The following is a 16,930-nucleotide window of genomic DNA, read 5'->3' on the forward strand; positions in this document are numbered from 1 at the left end:
GAGAACTAAAACTATCAAGCTTTTGTTGGGATATCGCCAAGCGGTAAGGCAGCAGGTTTTGATCCTGCCATTCCCAGGTTCAAATCCTGGTATCCCAGCCACAATGGCTAAGTAGCTCAGTTGGTTAGAGCACATCACTCATAATGATGGGGTCACAGGTTCAAATCCCGTCTTAGCCACCATTCTTCTTTTAGAATGGCTCTGCAGGAGTTAAAGCTGCGCTCAATGAAGAGTTTAAAATAACTACCAGTACTTTTAGTACGAATGATGCGGGAGTGGCGGAATTGGTAGACGCGCTGGATTTAGGTTCCAGTAACTTCGGTTGTGAGAGTTCAAGTCTCTCCTTCCGCACCATGTTCTTAAGTAGAACTAAAACTTTTCAAGTTTAGCGTTGGGATATCGCCAAGCGGTAAGGCAGCAGGTTTTGATCCTGCCATTCCCAGGTTCAAATCCTGGTATCCCAGCCAACTACTTACTTCCCTTTCAAGTTTCAAGTTTCAAGTTTCAAGTTTCAAGTTTCAAGTTTCAAGTTTCAAGTTTCAAGTTTCTCCAAAGTATATTCGGTAATTTTATACCAATTCGCTTAATTAAGTAGTCTATTTTGAGGCAATAAAAACTCGTTGATAACAAGGCAAAAATTTCGTTATTTAGTTGTTCTAAATCAGAAATTTTTAACGCAGGTAGCGACAGGTTTAATCCCTCAAAATGATTAAGTATTATTGCGGATTGGTATTAGCATAAAAAAACGGGCTAATTTTCATTACCCCGCTTCTTTGTCTTTAGTACGATTAATTTTTACGATTAACTTAATGTCCCGCTAATCGCATACTTTAAAACCCAATTTTTTGCAGGGCCTGTGTTATTAGCAAGCTTTAAAAACTTACTGCGCACCCAGCTTAATGGCTTTATCTCGTTTGAAAAACCAAAGTAACATGCATCCATCATACTCATCATTAGTAAATTAGCGTGGCGGCGTTTTTTCTCGTAGCGCTTCAATAACGCTTGCTGACCAACATCAGGTTGATCTGCCAAAATATCTGCCAGTGCAACGACGTCTTGAAAGCCTAAGTTCACGCCTTGCCCAGCGAGCGGGTTAATTGTATGCGCCGAATCACCAACTAAAACTAAACGACCGTGCGAATAATCATTAGCGTGTTGGCGTGCAAGTGGAAAAACAGCATGCTCAAGCACTCAAAGTCGCCCGGTAGTTCAGGAAAATGCGCAATGAGGTTTGCTTTGAGTTGCTCATTCGACAATGTTTGCCACTGCTTTAAAACCGCAGCATCGTGATAACAAATTAAATTAGCATAAGGCGCTTGCATCGGTAGAAACGCTACGGGTCCGGTTGGCTTAAATTGTTGCCACGTTTTTACTTGCTGCGGGGCATCTAACTTAATTAATACGCCCATGCAGTGCTGACCATATTGCCACCCCGTCACACCTAAGCCAGCTTTGCTTCGCAATTGTGACTGTCCACCGTCTGCTGCAACAACTAAATCGGCGGAATATTGAGTATCGCCATAATGTAAGGTGATTGAATCAGCCGTTTGTGTAATATCCGTGATGGCTGACGTTTGCTCTATCACTTCGATGTTGTATTTTGAAAATTGCTGCCAGAGACTTGCTTGAATTAAATTATTTTCGATTAAATGACCTAAGTGCGTTTCGCCAATTTCATGGCAATCAAACAATAAATTCTCACCTTGTTGTTGGTAGGCTTCAAGTTGTTGATAAGGCGCAATGCGATTTTCTCTTAGCAATGGCATGGCACCAAGGTCATCGAGTAAATTTTCTGAAAAACGATTAATAGCCGAAATGCGAATATCGACCTTATCTGAGCTAAGAATATGATCGGCATCGATAAGGTGCTTTTCAATAACGGTGACATCCCTACCCTGTTTTGCCAGTTTTACCGCTGTAGCAGCACCGACCATGCCACCACCGACAACAATTACCTTATTTTTATTCATTTAATATTCGCTCATTTGGCTATTTAAATACGCGACAAATTGTAACGTAATTCAATAATCAGTGTCAGTGCATTTACTGCTTAAGAATTTCAAAACAGTGACTTGTTTGATTTCACACCACAAAGATAAAAACTATACTTGGATCTGTGCGGGTATCCAGCTAAAATACGCGTCCTTTAAGTCGGCATACTTGCCACTTAATCCTGTTTCTAACACATTTTTGTGTCACTACCGAATTGAAAACGAGGCTATATTTCAATGAGTAAAAAGCTGCATATTAAAACCTGGGGTTGTCAGATGAACGAGTACGACTCTCAGAAAATGGCTGATCTACTAGATGCGACTAACGGCTATCAGTTAACTGAAGAAGCTGAAGACGCTGACGTGATCTTACTCAATACTTGTTCAATCCGTGAAAAGGCACAAGAAAAAGTATTCCATCAGCTTGGCCGTTGGAAGCTATTAAAAGATGACAAACCTGACTTAATCATTGGTGTTGGTGGTTGTGTTGCATCGCAAGAAGGCGACTCTATTCGTCAGCGTGCGCCGTTTGTTGATGTAATCTTTGGCCCGCAAACATTACACCGCTTACCTGAAATGATTAAGCAAGTACAAAGTGGCGATAGCACATCGGTCGTTGACGTTTCATTCCCAGAAATCGAAAAGTTCGACCGCCTTCCTGAGCCAAAAGCTGAAGGTCCTTCTGCATTTGTATCAATTATGGAAGGTTGCTCTAAATACTGTACATTCTGCGTAGTTCCTTATACTCGTGGTGAAGAAGTAAGTCGTCCACTTGATGACGTTTTACTTGAAGTCGCACAACTTGCAGAGCAAGGTGTACGTGAAGTAAACCTACTTGGCCAAAACGTAAATGCGTATCGTGGTGAAACACACGACGGCGAAATTTGTTACTTCTCTGACTTATTACGTTATGTAGCAGCGATTGACGGTATTGACCGTATTCGTTACACCACTTCACACCCTGTAGAATTTACACCAGATATCATCGATGCTTATGCTGATGTGCCTGAGCTTGTTGATCACCTACACTTACCAGTGCAAAGTGGTTCAGACCGTATTCTTAACCTTATGAAACGTGGTCATACTGCAATCGAGTACAAATCGACAATTCGTAAGTTACGTAAAATTCGCCCTAACCTAAGCATGTCATCAGATTTTATCATTGGTTTCCCTGGCGAAAGTAAAGCTGACTTTGAAGCAACCATGAACCTTATCAATGATATCGGTTTTGATATGAGCTTTAGCTTCATCTACAGTGCGCGCCCAGGTACGCCTGCTGCTGATTTACCAGATGACGTAACAGAGCAAGAGAAAAAAGAGCGTTTATACGTATTACAAAACCGCATCACGCAAATGGCGCAGCAAATTAGCCGCCAAATGTTTGGTACTGAGCAACGTATCCTAGTTGAAGGTCCTTCTAAGAAGAACCCAATGGAATTACGCGGCCGTACTGAGAACAACCGTGTAGTTAACTTTGAGGGCCCTCATTCAGTGATCGGTCAATTCGTTGATGTTCGTATCACTGAAGCACTGCCAAACTCTTTACGTGGTGAATTAATTCGTACAGAATCAGAAATGAACTTACGTCGCGATGTGGCACCTTCAGCAATTCTAAGTAAAGCAGCTGAAGCAGAGGCCGCTGCGGCCCCTAACGAAATTGGCGTTGCTACTTTCGTACCTTAGGGTGACACTTGGTGCAGGCACCGCCTGCACCCATCAATAGGAAGCAATTTTGAGTAATCAGTTAAAAACATTAGAGATTTATTTAGAACCCGCCGACAACAAACGCCTTTCATCTTTATGTGGTCCGTTTGACGAAAACATTAAGCAAATTGAGCGCCGCATCGGTGTCGAGATTGCTCACCGTGATAATTTCTTCAGAGTAACCGGTAAACTGCACCTTGCAGCAGCGGCTGTTGAGATACTAAAAAACCTCTATATTGACACTCAACCGATTCGCGGCCTGATTGGCGAAATTGAACCTGAAGCCGTGCATTTGGCTATTAGCGAGTCAAATGCCTTAGAACAAGATGAAAACCCAGGTGTATACGGTAAAGACATCGTAATCAAAACTCGCCGTGGTGTAATTAAACCACGTAACGACAACCAAGGCGTGTATGTCGCGAATATACTTCATCACGATATAACATTTGGTATTGGCCCTGCTGGTACAGGTAAAACCTATTTGGCGGTTGCTGCGGCAGTTGATGCCTTAGAGCGTCAAGAAATTCGCCGTATTCTACTCACCCGTCCGGCGGTTGAAGCAGGTGAAAAACTAGGCTTCTTACCTGGTGATCTAAGTCAAAAAATCGACCCGTATTTACGCCCTTTATACGATGCATTATTTGAAATGCTTGGTTTTGAGCGCGTCGAAAAACTGATTGAGAAAAACGTGATTGAAGTTGCGCCCCTTGCCTACATGCGTGGTCGTACACTCAATGATGCGTTTATCATTCTTGATGAAAGCCAAAACACCACTGCTGAACAAATGAAAATGTTCTTAACCCGTATCGGTTTTAATTCAAAAGCAGTGATCACCGGCGATATCACGCAAGTCGACTTACCGCGCGGTGCTCGCTCAGGCCTTCGTCATGCTATCGAAGTATTAAACGGTGTGGATGAAATTAGCTTTAATTTCTTCCAATCACACGATGTCGTGCGTCACCCCGTTGTTGCCCGTATCGTTGAAGCCTATGAGCGCAATGATGAAGCAGAACGATTAAAGCGCGCTGAAAAGCAACGAGCTAAAGAAGCACAAGCAAACCAACAAGAAGCAAACTCGTGACCGAATTAGATTTACAAATAGCCTGTGAGTTTGACAACTTACCAAGCTTTGAACAATTTCAACTTTGGGCTGATAAAGCCCTCAGTCATTATCGTGAAGACGCAGAACTGACTATTGTGATCAGCGATGAAGCACAAAGTCAGCAGCTCAATAATGATTACCGTGGCAAAGATAAACCGACTAATGTCTTATCTTTTCCATTTGAAGCACCACCGGGTATTGAGTTACCTTTAGTGGGTGATTTAATCATTTGTCCGGCCATTGTTTTAGCCGAGTCAATTGAGCAAGAAAAGACCTTTCACGACCATTTTGCCCATATGGTTATTCATGGATGCTTGCATTTACTTGGATTTGACCATATAAAGGACGAAGATGCACTCGAAATGGAAAGCATAGAAAAGCAATTACTTGCCGATCTGAACATCGCTGACCCATATCGAGACGATATTTAAATTAACGGAGCAATTAGACGCAATGAGCGACGACAACTCGCAAACTAGCCAGGGTTCTTCTGGCAAAACGTGGCTGGGCCGCATAGCCCAAATGTTGCAAGGGGAACCCCAGAATAGAGAAGAGCTGGTAGAAGTAATTGCCGATGCGCAAGAACGCGACCTTATCGACCCTGAAACCAAAGAAATGATTGAAGGGGTACTAGGTGTATCAGAGCTAAAAGTGCGGGATATCATGATCCCTCGCTCACAAATGGTAACCTTAGAGGTTGATACACCTTTAGAAGAGCTATTACCTATGATGGTTGACTCAACACATTCACGTTTTCCTGTGGTGTGTGAAGACAAAGACCATGTAGAAGGTATTCTCCTCGCAAAAGATTTATTACCGCTTATCTTAAACAAAGATGAGCAGTTACCTTCATTACGTGGCTTTCTACGCCCAGCTGTCGTTGTGCCTGAAAGTAAACGTGTAGACACGCTGCTTAATGAGTTCCGTCAACAGCGTTACCATATGGCTATCGTTATTGATGAGTATGGTGGTGTGTCTGGCCTTGTGACCATCGAAGATATTCTCGAAATCATCGTGGGTGAAATCGAAGACGAACACGACGAAAGCGAAGAACAACAAGATATTCGCCAAGTTGCTAAACACGTTTATGCGGTGCAAGCACTGACAGAAGTTGACGACTTCAATGAATATTTTAAAACCGGTTACAGCACTTCAGATGCTGACACCATAGGGGGTATTGTTTTACACGCATTTGGTCATATGCCAAGCCGTGGTGAAACAATCGAGGTAGAAGGCTTACAGTTTAAAGTCACTAACTCTGATAACCGCCGCATCTTACAATTGCAAGTCACCATTCCAAAGGCTGATGATAACGACAGTGAAGAAACTGCTAACTAACCTAAGCCACCTTGCAAAAGATAAAAAAGCCTGGCTCGCACTTGTTGCGGGCCTCTTTTTAACCTTAAGTTACGCTCCCTATAACCTTTGGTTTTTAACCTTTCTATCTCTTGGTGCTCTACTCTACTGTATTAATCCACTGGCAAACGGTAAATTAGCCGCAAAACAAAGCGCTAAATATGCCTTTTTATTTGGTTTAGGCTGGTTTGGCGCTGGTATTAGTTGGGTGCATGTATCAATAGCGACCTTTGGTGGCATGCCATTAATCGCATCGATGTCGTTAATGGTGCTGTTATGTGCTTATTTAGCTCTGTATCCTGCATTAGCCGCTTGGCTGACTACACGCCTTGCTAAGGGCCCATATAGCTTTATCTGTTGGTTACTTGCCGCTGTAGCTACTACAGAGTACTTACGTGGCACATTGCTGACAGGCTTCCCATGGTTGAGCTTTGGTTACACACAAACCGATAGCCCACTCAATTTTTTAGCCCCAGTAATTGGCGAGTTTGGTATTACGCTGGTATGCGTGCTTATTGCATTTGCTTTATATCGCTTAACAAATAAAGATGGCAAACCTCTTATCGCCTCTGTAATCCTCCTAGCAGGCTTATATACGATTGCAAGCAGCGCTCAGCTGCAGCACCAAGACAAAACCATAAAAACTGTACTGGTGCAGGGTAATATTAAACAGCATCTTCGCTTTGAGCCGTCTGAGTTTTGGACGACAATGAGCAAATACCAAGATATGACTCGCCTGCATTGGAATGCTGATTTAATTGTCTGGCCAGAAGCTGCAGTTCCAGAGCTTGAAGCTTTATCAACCGAGTATTTAACAGGCCTTGATAGTGCTGCCACGTTTAATAACACCGCACTCATTACCGGTATTGTTGACTATCAATACGACACGCGTAACATTTTTAATACGCTCATTGTGCTGGGTAAAAAAGAGCATGATGACAGTGAAGGCCACTATCAATATTTAGGTAAAAACCGCTATCAAAAGCATCAGTTATTACCCATTGGTGAGTTTGTGCCGTTCCAAGACTTCTTACGCCCTATCGCACCACTGTTTGATTTGCCTATGTCATCCTTCACTCGAGGTGATGAAGTGCAAAACAATTTACGTGCAAATGGCTTAAATATCTTGCCGGCTATTTGCTATGAAATTGCCTTTGCTGATTTAGTTCGTGGTAATTATCGCAGTGACTCCGACATCTTATTCACGGTGAGTAACGATGCATGGTTTGGTGACTCGCATGGCCCGCATCAACATATGCAAATAGCGCGTATGCGCGCCCTAGAGTTACAGCGCCCGCTAATTCGCGTGACGAATAATGGTATTAGCGCCGTTTACGACCCCATCACTAAATCACAATTGGCTATGCCGCAATTTAAAGCGGATGTACTCGAAGCCAATATCTCGTTAATTAAAGGCGATAGCATTTATAGCCAATATGGTAATTGGCCGGTATGGATTGTAGTGATATTACTTGGTGCTGTTGGTGTGCTTGTTAGGGTTAAAGAATAACAATTAAAAAGGCTTCATGATGAAGCCTTTTTTACATTTTAAGATTCTATCTTTATCAGCTCTACATCAAATATCAGTAGCGAGCCTGCTGGAATGCTGCCTGCACGTTTACGGCCATATGCAAGCTGTGGCGGGATATAAAAGGTAAACTTATCCCCTTCGCTCATAAGTTGTAAGCCTTCGGTCCAGCCTGCAATCACTTGATTTAAACCAAAGCTAATTGGCGAATTTCTTACCACTGAGCTGTCGAAAACACTGCCATCCATAAGCGTACCGTGATAGTGAACCTTTACTTTACTGGTTGCACTTGGCTTTGCGTCATTACCTGAACTTTGCTCAATTTTGTATTGCAACCCAGATGCGGTTTCATGAACATCATCAGCTTTGCCATTATTCGCTAAAAAATCCGCGGCAAGCTTCTCATTTTCAAGTGCTTGAAGCTTCGCTTTTTTACTATTTTTAAAAATTAAAAAGCAAAAAATACCAATGATCAGTAAAAGTATTAAATTAATCATTCAGCGTCCTTCTCATCATCATTATCGCCATTTACGATATCCGCAATATTGGCAAGCCTTGCTAACGCAAGTGCATTAATAGAGCCTTCTGGATAACCTTCTGCGGTCATTTCGCCTGCGTCTTTATCCATTAATAAACTCAGTGCTTGATCAACGGTTTCAACGGCATAAATGTTAAAGCGCCCTTTTTCAACGGCATCAATCACTTCATCATCAAGCACTAAATTAACTTGATTTGACTTAGGAATAATCACCCCTTGCTCGCCGGTTAGGCCACGCATTTTACAAAGCTTAAAGAAGCCTTCTATTTTCTCGTTGACGCCACCAATTGATTGCACATCACCATGCTGGTTAATTGAACCAGTCAGTGCAATAGATTGGCTAATAGGTAAGTTCGTAATAGCTGATATCAGCGCGCATAGCTCTGCTAATGAAGCACTGTCTCCATCAATATAGCCATAGCTTTGTTCTATCGCGATATTGGCACTGAGCGTTAGACTAAATTGCTGAGCATATTTATTGCCTAAGTAACCGGTTAATAGCATCACCCCTTTTGAGTGAATGGCTTTACCCAGTTCAGCTTCTCGTTCAACGTCAATTACGCCATCTGCACCTGCGTACACAGTGGCGGTAATACGTGCAGGGGTACCAAATGAAGTATCACCAATGTGCAGCACAGTTAAACCATTTACTTTGCCCACTGCGTGACCTTCGGTTGCAATTAAAATTTGCCCCTCTTTGATATCACTCAGCATGGTTTCTGAAATTTGTCCGGTGCGGTATTGCTTGCCTACAATGGCTTCATCAATGTGATGAGCATCAATCATAGTTTGCCCATCTTGCTTGGCATAAAAACTCGCTTCTGCCACTAATTCCAATACATCGGCAAAACGAGCTGAGAGCTTATTGTGATGCTCAGCTTGGCGGTAACTAAACTTCAATAGTCTTGCCATCGCTGCTTCATTTGCAGTGCAATTAAGGGTTTGCTGGCAATATTCAGTCACCTTGGTAATGAACTGATATTGCAGTTTATCGCTACTTGGCAAGTAGTAATCAAAGTCAGCAAGGACACGGAATAACTCAGCAAACTCTTCATCATATTCACCTATCGTGTAATAAAGGTCGCGAGAGCCTAGCAGCACTATTTTTACATCAAGAGGTATAAGCTGCGGACGTAGTGTAAAACTACTTCCTACAGAGCTGTCTTGATAGGGTAAGTCGTTTTTAATTTGATGCGTTTTTAAAGACAGTTTTAGGCCATCCCACACTTGTGGGTTCGCCATGACTTTCTCGGCATCCATAATCAAATAACCACCATTGGCACGATGCAGTGCCCCAGGCTGAATTGAGCGGTAACTGGTGATAAGCGAGCCTTGCGAAGTCGCATATTCAATTTTACCGAAAATATTACCAAAGGTTGGGTTCGGCTCATACACCACAGGGGCTGCATCGCCCTCTTTGTATTCCACGAGAATATTTGGCGCAAAGAAGTCCGTTAGCATCCCTTTACGGTCAAAATCTTCTTTGTTTTCGTCGTTGTCATCGTCGTCAAGCCACTCAAGAACTGCATCAATAATTTCTTCGCGGATGTCTTTTAAGTAACGTAATACACCAATATGCGTGGCGTATTTATGCTCAAGGGCTTTAATAAGTGGTTTCGTAGCAAGCTCTGCGGTAGATTTTTTAAGATTACGCAGTTTTTCAGATGATTCACGTTTCCAACGAGGTAGCTCTATCAATGCTTCGATTAATGCGTCTTCAAGTTTTTCAATAACCTCATAAAACTCAATACGTAGAGGCTCTTCTAGGGCTGAAAATTCATTGTCGCTCAGTTGTTTACCATCAACTAAAGGCGCAAATCCAACAACACCATTTTCTTCAATCAGCGCAACACTTTGCTCAAGAGCAGCAATTTCAACAGCAGTAATTGCCGCATCATAGGTATCGTTAAACTCACGGTCGATTGATTTTTTCTTGCGCTGATAACCCGGGTTATCAAAAGCTGCTGGGAATGTATCGAGTACTTCGTCGATAAAAGAGTCTATATCGTCAGCTAATTGCTTCGATTGACCGGCTTGCATAAATAACGCGATTGGCTCACGGTGGTCGTCATAGTTGTTAACATACAACCACTCATTAGGCGTTGGGCGGTCTTTAGAATGGGCTGTGAGTTTGTCTTTTACTAAAGTGTATCGACCGTGTGCAGCTTCACCCATCACATAAACATTATAACCAGGTAACTCCATGCCCAGTGAAAAGTCGAGGGCACTTTGCGCACGTTGCTGGCCAATAAATGGCAACGCTTCTGGATATGGGTTTTGCATACACGTGGCAACATGACTCGCCGCAATCTCAGGTGCTAACGCAGAAACAGGTAGTGGGATTAGTTTTTTTGTCATTCTAACTTCTTATTTCCCAGTCTTGACTGGGCATTATAGGTAACGCCCAGCACAAGCTTGCGTCACTGATTAAGGTTGTAATGCCTTACGGCGAAAATAAATACCGCCACATTCAGTACAAGGAGTAATTTGCGTAGCATGGTAAACATCGTAACTATGTTGACAATTTTTACATACTAATGTGCCCATGGCTATCCATTCTCCTTCTTGATAAACACCATTGTGTTGAAAATCTTGGTTTAAGGCTTGCCATTCGAGCTGAGTTTTATCTTCAATGTGCGACAACTCGTACCAAAGCGACTCTTTAAGCTCGAGCCATGCGAGTGAATCATAGTGACTGTCGTTTTCTTTGATGTGGTCGATATCGCGTTGTAAATAGTCACGATACTGATTTAATTTTTCTTGCCCTAAATCTTTAAGTGCCTGCTCTGATTCAACAAATTTCTCCATTGCATCCTTGAGCTCATGATCTTTTACGTCTTTAAGCCAAGCACTCAAATCACTCAGCCAAGATTTATAATCTGCCATCGTTTACTCCTTCAAAAGTGATGAAAAATCAACCGTTATTCTAGTTGAGTATAGGTTAACCTGCCCTGAAAATATATTTCCTTGGAAAATTAACAAAAGCGCCTATTTGCCGCTGTGATTAGCATGTATTTTGGGTTATCCTTATCGACAATTTTTTATTAATTTGCAAGAAGTCTGGAATCGTAGATGCAAGAGCAATATAACCCGCAAGACATTGAGTCAAAAGTACAAGCCTACTGGGAAGAAAACCAAGTATTTAAAGTCACTGAAGATGAGAGCAAAGAAAAGTATTACTGTCTATCTATGTTCCCATACCCAAGCGGCCGACTCCACATGGGTCACGTTCGTAACTACACCATTGGTGACGTAGTATCACGCTTCCAACGCTTGCAAGGCAAAAACGTAATGCAACCTATGGGTTGGGATGCGTTTGGTCTACCAGCTGAAAATGCAGCAATTAAAAACAACACGGCCCCTGCTAAGTGGACTTACGAAAACATCGATTACATGCGTAACCAGTTAAAGCAACTAGGTTTTGGTTACGACTGGGATCGTGAAATCGCAACATGTCACCCAGAATACTACAAGTGGGAACAATGGTTCTTCACTAAGCTTTACGAAAAAGGCTTAGTTTACAAAAAGATGTCAACAGTTAACTGGGATCCAGTTGACCAAACAGTACTTGCTAACGAGCAAGTAATTGATGGTCGTGGTTGGCGTTCAGGTGCGATTGTTGAGCAAAAAGAAATTCCACAATGGTTCATCAAAATCACTGATTACGCACAAGAGCTATTAGATGATTTAGATAAGCTTGATCACTGGCCTGAGCAAGTTAAAACCATGCAGCGCAACTGGATTGGTCGTTCTGAAGGTTTAGAAATCGAATTTAAGCGTGCTGATAACGAAGACACATTCAGTGTTTATACAACGCGTCCAGATACCTTCATGGGTGTGACGTATGTAGCTGTTGCTGCTGGTCACCCGATTGCTCAAGAAGCCGCTAAAAACAGCGATGCTGTAGCAATGTTTGTTGATGAGTGTAAAAACACGAAAATCGCCGAAGCAGACATGGCGACCATGGACAAAAAAGGCATTGCAACAGGCTTTTATGCAATTCACCCATTGACAGGTAAGCAAGTACCAATTTGGGTCGCTAACTTCGTATTAATGGATTACGGCTCAGGCGCTGTTATGGCTGTTCCTGCGCACGACCAACGTGACTACGAGTTTGCAACAGCGTATGGCCTTGAAATTGCCCAAGTTATTGCGCCAGCTGAAGGTTCAGAAGAAAGCGTTGATTTAGACAACCAAGCATTCACTGAAAAAGGCGTGTTAGTTAACTCTGGTGAGTTCGACGGCCTTGAGTTTGAAGCAGCGTTTAATGCCGTTGCAGACAAACTAGAAGCACTGGGTGTAGGTGAGCGTAAAGTGAACTTCCGTCTACGTGACTGGGGTGTTAGCCGTCAGCGTTACTGGGGCTCTCCAATCCCAATGTTAAGCGACGAAAATGGTAATGAGCTTGCTGCAACAGAAGACATGCTGCCAGTTCGCTTACCAGAAGACGTGGTAATGAATGGTGTTACTTCACCAATCAAAGCTGATCCTGAGTGGGCTAAAACAACTGTAAATGGCGCGCCGGCATTCCACGAAACAGATACCTTCGATACCTTCATGGAATCGTCTTGGTACTACGCTCGTTACTGTAGCCCACGTTTTGACGAAGGCATGATTGAACCAGGTGCAGCAAATTACTGGTTACCAGTAAACCAATACATCGGTGGTATTGAGCATGCGATCTTGCACTTACTTTACTCGCGTTTCTTCCACAAATTATTACGTGACTTTGGTTTAGTAACCTCTGATGAGCCATTTGAGCGCTTACTATGTCAAGGCATGGTATTGGCAGATACTTTCTATCGTAAAGATGAGAAAGGCGGTGATATCTGGATTTCACCAACAGACGTACAAACTGAAACAGACGACAAAGGTCGTGTTGTTAAAGCGTGGCACAAAGAAGATGGCGAGCCAGTATTCTCTGCAGGTATGAGCAAAATGTCGAAATCGAAAAATAACGGTATCGACCCACAACAAGTTATCGCCCAGTACGGTGCGGACACAGTGCGTTTATTCATGATGTTCACTGCACCACCAGAGCAAACTCTTGAATGGTCTGATTCAGGTGTTGAAGGTGCAATGCGTTTCTTAAAACGTATTTGGAAATACGCTGTTGATGTTGAAACAGTAGGTTATCAAGCGCTTGATAAATCAGCGTTAAATAACGACCAAAAAGTACTTCGCCGTGAACTTCATAAAGCAATTGCAAAAGTGACTGATGACGTTGAGCGTCGTCAAACATTCAACACTGCAATCGCTGCAATCATGGAAATTTCGAACAAGTTACTTAAAGCACCACTTGCTGATAAACAAGATGTAGCAATTGCTAACGAAGCACTTGAAGCATTACTTATCATGCTTGCGCCTATCACACCGCACATGTGTCACCAGTTATGGCAAGACCTTGGCAAAGAAGGCGATATCTTAGATGCAGCATGGCCAACAGTTGATGAGTCAGCACTTGTTGAAGATGAGAAGCTAATCATTGTACAAGTTAACGGTAAGCTACGTGCTAAGCTAACAGTGCCTGCAGATGCAACTAAAGAGCAAGTTGAAGCATTAGCATTTGCTGAAGAAAACGTGACTAAGTTCACTGATGGCGCGACTATCCGTAAAGTAATTTACGTACCAGGCAAACTACTTAACGTGGTTGCTAACTAAGATGGCAGCGCTTCACGCACTGAAAAACGGACTAGCCCTTGCGCTAGTCTGTTTACTGCTGACAAGTTGTGGCTTTCATTTAAAGAAAGCCTCTAACTTGCCTGACGACTTAAAAGTCATCACGCTTGTTGGCGATGATGAAAAGTCAGCGCTTTTCGAATTAGTTGAAAAAGAGCTTATTGCGAGCAAAGTTGAACTTAACCAAGGTGGTAAACACCCTGAGTTAAAGATCCACAAAGACCGTTTAGAGCGTCAAATCTTGTCATTATTTGATAATGGTCAGGTTGCTGAGTATGAACTTGCCTACAGTGTAAGCTATACCTTGAAGCGCCCAGGACAAAAAGCCATTAATCAAAGCTTTGAATTGTATCGTAACTACCAAGACGACCCAGACAATGCCCTTGCCAAAGCAAAAGAGCTTGATTTGCTATTAAGCGAAATTCGTAAGCAAGCAAGTCGTCGTATCGTTCGTGAGTTATCACAACTGTAATGCGTTGTTATGCAAACCAGCTTCCTAGCCAGTTAAAAAAAGGCTTAGCGCCTTTTTATATGGTATTTGGTGAAGAGCCTTATCAAATTGCGCAGTGCGTCATGCAAATACGCCAAGCAGCTAAACAACAAGGCTTTGACGAAGTCATTAAATTTACCTTAATGCCGGGTTTTGACTGGCAAGAAATTGTTGCTCAATACCAAAGTATGTCGCTATTCAGCGCTCGTACCTTAATCGAGTTTGATTTAAACGAACAAAAACCAGGTACGCAAGGCAGTCAAATCTTTAAGCAACTTGTTGAGCTTGCTAATCCCGATACTATTTTGGTTTTAAAAGGTGCCAAAGCAAGCCAAGATATACAACGCAGCGCTTGGTTCAAAGCCCTAGATAAACAAGGTTTATTTGTTCCGTGTTATCCGCTTACGGGTAACCACCTAAGCCGTTGGTTAGATGAACAGTGTTATCGTCTAAACTTAAATCTTCACAACAACGCAAAACAAAGCTTAATTGATGCCACTGAAGGTAACTTACTAGCCTGCCACCAAGAATTAGAAAAACTGTCTTTGCTTTATGGTAGCGAACTGATTGACCAGCAAGCTGTGATGCAAGGACTACTCAACCAATCAAAGTTTGATATTTTTGATTTAAGCGGTGCATTATTGAGTGGTCATGCTGATCAAGCGGTTAAAGTGATGACAAAACTGGCTGCCGATAACACTGAAGCCATGAGTATTTTTTGGGCCATTAATAAAGAAGCTGCTAACTTACTGGCAATGCAACACGGCCGTTTAAACGGTGCCAATATGGCTGATTTATACAAGCAGTTTAATATTTGGAAAAACCAACAAGCCGCTGTGCAGCAAGCTTTAAATCGCTTAAATATTAATACCCTCGAACAAATCATAAAGCATTTAGCGCAGTTTGATGCGGCTTATAAGCAAGGTAATTTGGTTGCTCCTTATCAAGCATTAATGCAAATATGCTTAGTGTTTTGCCAACCTGTGGCAATGCCATTACCTTGTCATCCGAACCTTGATTAAGAGTAACCATTGATGATTGCTATTTTCGGTGGCACCTTTGACCCAATTCACTTAGGTCATATTAATATGGCCGAGCAATGTGTTCAGCAGTGTCAACTCGATACCCTTTATTTTATGCCTTGCGCTATTCCTGCCCATAAAGCAAAACCTGGGATCAGTGATGAGCACCGTATTAACATGCTAAAGCTAGCCATTGAAAACAATCCACACTTTGCCATCGATTACCGTGAGTTAAACCGAGAAGGTGCCTCGTATTCGCTATTAAGCCTTGAAGAACTGCGCGCAGAAAACCCATCAGCACCGATTATGTTTTTAATTGGTATGGACTCATTCAATACCCTAGATAAATGGTTTAAATGGCAAGAAATTGTCAAACTTTGTCACATTGTGGTGTACCAGCGTCCGGGGCAACACTGCCAAGTAGATGGTGAACTCGCTGCCTATAAAGCTCATGCCTTTACGGAGCAGCTCAGTCAACTACAACACGCTCCTGCTGGTAAGTTATTCTTTTTAAATGGCTTACAAGTAAATGCTGCGTCTAGTGAAATCAGAGAAAAGTTACAATTAAATGCTACCGCAGCGGAACTTTTACCTACTGCTGTCAGTCAATACATTGCGCAGCATCATCTTTACCAAACAGATGAATAAATACTGCCTACGTGATAAAATAACAAATTACGATTATTTATTTTTGAGAAAACACTTTGGATTCTAAACAACTACTCGCATTTGCCCTTGATAAAGTCGACGATATGAAAGCCCGTGATGTGGTTCAGCTTGATGTTCGTGGTAAATCTGACATTACCGATTACATGTTAGTATGCTCTGGTAACTCTAAACGTCACGTGCAATCAATTGCAGCTCACGTTGCTAAAGAAGCACGCCATGCAGGTGAAGAACCGCTTGGTTACGAAGGCCAAAATGAAGGCGAATGGGTGCTTGTTGACCTAGGTGATGTGGTTGTGCACGTAATGCAAGACCAAACTCGCGATTTCTATGATCTAGAGAAACTTTGGGGTTAACCCTTAGCAAGGACATAGGTAACCATTTTGAAAATACAATTGATTGCTGTTGGTACCAAAATGCCAGCATGGGTTGAAACCGGATTCACTGAATATCAACGCCGTTTTCCGCGTGATATGCCTCTTGAGCTAATTGAAATCCCCGCAGGCAAACGTGGTAAAAATGCGGATATCAAACGTATTTTACAACTTGAAGGCGAAAAGACCCTAGCTGCGATCCCTAAAGGCAACCGCATTGTTACGCTAGAAGTAACTGGTAAACCAATGGATACCCATCAGCTGGCAAAAAGTATGGAAAAATGGCAACTTGATGGCCGTGATGTCAGCTTGCTGATCGGCGGCCCTGAAGGCTTAGCGCCTGAGTGTATCGCAGCCTCAGAGCAAAAGTGGTCATTATCCAACCTAACACTACCGCACCCTTTAGTGCGTATTATTGTTGCTGAAAGCCTATACCGTGGCTGGAGCTTGAATAACAACCACCCTTATCATCGCGAGTAG

The 16,930-nt window shown here is 42.6% G+C and carries 14 protein-coding genes, 4 tRNA genes and 1 pseudogene; 15 read left to right on the forward strand and 4 right to left on the reverse strand.

Features of this window, described 5'->3' with window-relative positions:
• The first annotated feature begins 26 nt into the window (after positions 1–26).
• From C2M25_RS07100 to C2M25_RS07115, 4 genes are all read left to right on the forward strand, one after another.
• A tRNA-Gln gene (locus tag C2M25_RS07100) sits at positions 27–101 on the forward strand.
• A gap of 4 nt (positions 102–105) precedes the next feature.
• Positions 106–182: transfer RNA gene (locus C2M25_RS07105), tRNA-Met, on the forward strand.
• A gap of 87 nt (positions 183–269) precedes the next feature.
• Positions 270–354: transfer RNA gene (locus tag C2M25_RS07110), tRNA-Leu, on the forward strand.
• 38 nt (positions 355–392) lie between these two features.
• Positions 393–467: transfer RNA gene (locus C2M25_RS07115), tRNA-Gln, on the forward strand.
• Between the two features lie 334 nt (positions 468–801).
• On the opposite strand, the pseudogene C2M25_RS07125 reads toward C2M25_RS07115, so the two are convergent.
• A pseudogene (locus C2M25_RS07125) lies at positions 802–1,970 on the reverse strand (FAD-dependent oxidoreductase).
• 258 nt (positions 1,971–2,228) lie between these two features.
• On the opposite strand from C2M25_RS07125, the gene miaB reads away from it, so the two are divergent.
• Genes miaB through lnt form a run of 5 tightly spaced genes read left to right on the forward strand, consistent with a single transcriptional unit; the run spans position 2,229 to position 7,663 of the window.
• Positions 2,229–3,674: a tRNA (N6-isopentenyl adenosine(37)-C2)-methylthiotransferase MiaB gene (miaB, locus tag C2M25_RS07130; protein WP_063706105.1), complete on the forward strand. Its 1,446-nt coding sequence runs from the start codon at positions 2,229–2,231 to the stop codon at positions 3,672–3,674.
• A gap of 49 nt (positions 3,675–3,723) precedes the next feature.
• Entirely contained in the window at positions 3,724–4,776 is a 1,053-nt protein-coding gene (locus tag C2M25_RS07135) for a PhoH family protein (RefSeq protein ID WP_063706108.1), read from the forward strand.
• Complete coding sequence (gene ybeY, locus C2M25_RS07140) at positions 4,773–5,228, forward strand: rRNA maturation RNase YbeY (protein ID WP_036967379.1); 456 nt, start codon at positions 4,773–4,775, stop codon at positions 5,226–5,228. The genes C2M25_RS07135 and ybeY overlap by 4 nt, the downstream gene beginning before the upstream one ends.
• A 22-nt stretch (positions 5,229–5,250) precedes the next feature.
• A complete protein-coding gene (corC, locus tag C2M25_RS07145; protein ID WP_063706110.1) occupies positions 5,251–6,135 on the forward strand; it encodes a CNNM family magnesium/cobalt transport protein CorC in 885 nt (294 codons plus the stop codon).
• Positions 6,116–7,663 (forward strand): apolipoprotein N-acyltransferase, encoded by a 1,548-nt coding sequence (gene lnt / locus C2M25_RS07150; protein ID WP_199775159.1) that lies wholly within the window; start codon positions 6,116–6,118, stop codon positions 7,661–7,663. The genes corC and lnt overlap by 20 nt, the downstream gene beginning before the upstream one ends.
• A gap of 38 nt (positions 7,664–7,701) precedes the next feature.
• Here lnt and C2M25_RS07155 read toward each other — a convergent pair whose 3' ends face one another.
• The 3 genes from C2M25_RS07155 to C2M25_RS07165 all read right to left on the reverse strand — a co-directional run bounded on the left by C2M25_RS07155 (position 7,702) and on the right by C2M25_RS07165 (position 11,105).
• Positions 7,702–8,178: an FKBP-type peptidyl-prolyl cis-trans isomerase gene (locus C2M25_RS07155; protein WP_063702316.1), complete on the reverse strand. Its 477-nt coding sequence runs from the start codon at positions 8,176–8,178 to the stop codon at positions 7,702–7,704.
• Entirely contained in the window at positions 8,175–10,577 is a 2,403-nt protein-coding gene (locus C2M25_RS07160) for a Lon protease family protein (RefSeq protein ID WP_063702315.1), read from the reverse strand. Before C2M25_RS07160 ends, C2M25_RS07155 begins: the two co-directional genes overlap by 4 nt.
• A gap of 69 nt (positions 10,578–10,646) precedes the next feature.
• Positions 10,647–11,105, reverse strand: a complete 459-nt coding sequence (locus C2M25_RS07165) for a zinc ribbon-containing protein (protein ID WP_054551664.1) — start codon at positions 11,103–11,105, stop codon at positions 10,647–10,649.
• Between the two features lie 186 nt (positions 11,106–11,291).
• On the opposite strand from C2M25_RS07165, the gene leuS reads away from it, so the two are divergent.
• Genes leuS through rlmH form a run of 6 tightly spaced genes read left to right on the forward strand, consistent with a single transcriptional unit; the run spans position 11,292 to position 16,930 of the window.
• Complete coding sequence (leuS, locus tag C2M25_RS07170; RefSeq protein ID WP_063702313.1) at positions 11,292–13,880, forward strand: leucine--tRNA ligase; 2,589 nt, start codon at positions 11,292–11,294, stop codon at positions 13,878–13,880.
• Between the two features lies 1 nt (position 13,881).
• A complete protein-coding gene (locus C2M25_RS07175; RefSeq protein WP_063702311.1) occupies positions 13,882–14,370 on the forward strand; it encodes an LPS-assembly lipoprotein LptE in 489 nt (162 codons plus the stop codon).
• Complete coding sequence (gene holA / locus C2M25_RS07180; RefSeq protein WP_105180761.1) at positions 14,370–15,410, forward strand: DNA polymerase III subunit delta; 1,041 nt, start codon at positions 14,370–14,372, stop codon at positions 15,408–15,410. Before C2M25_RS07175 ends, holA begins: the two co-directional genes overlap by 1 nt.
• Positions 15,411–15,422: 12 nt before the next feature.
• A complete protein-coding gene (gene nadD / locus C2M25_RS07185; RefSeq protein ID WP_105180762.1) occupies positions 15,423–16,058 on the forward strand; it encodes a nicotinate-nucleotide adenylyltransferase in 636 nt (211 codons plus the stop codon).
• A gap of 56 nt (positions 16,059–16,114) precedes the next feature.
• On the forward strand, positions 16,115–16,432 hold the full coding sequence (rsfS, locus tag C2M25_RS07190) for a ribosome silencing factor (RefSeq protein ID WP_063702304.1): 318 nt from the start codon (positions 16,115–16,117) through the stop codon (positions 16,430–16,432).
• A 27-nt stretch (positions 16,433–16,459) separates the two neighbouring features.
• On the forward strand, positions 16,460–16,930 hold the full coding sequence (gene rlmH / locus C2M25_RS07195) for a 23S rRNA (pseudouridine(1915)-N(3))-methyltransferase RlmH (protein WP_036967350.1): 471 nt from the start codon (positions 16,460–16,462) through the stop codon (positions 16,928–16,930).

Origin of the sequence: Pseudoalteromonas sp. T1lg21 (assembly GCF_002964625.1) — a bacterium.
Taxonomy (GTDB): Bacteria; Pseudomonadota; Gammaproteobacteria; order Enterobacterales; family Alteromonadaceae; genus Pseudoalteromonas; species Pseudoalteromonas gelatinilytica.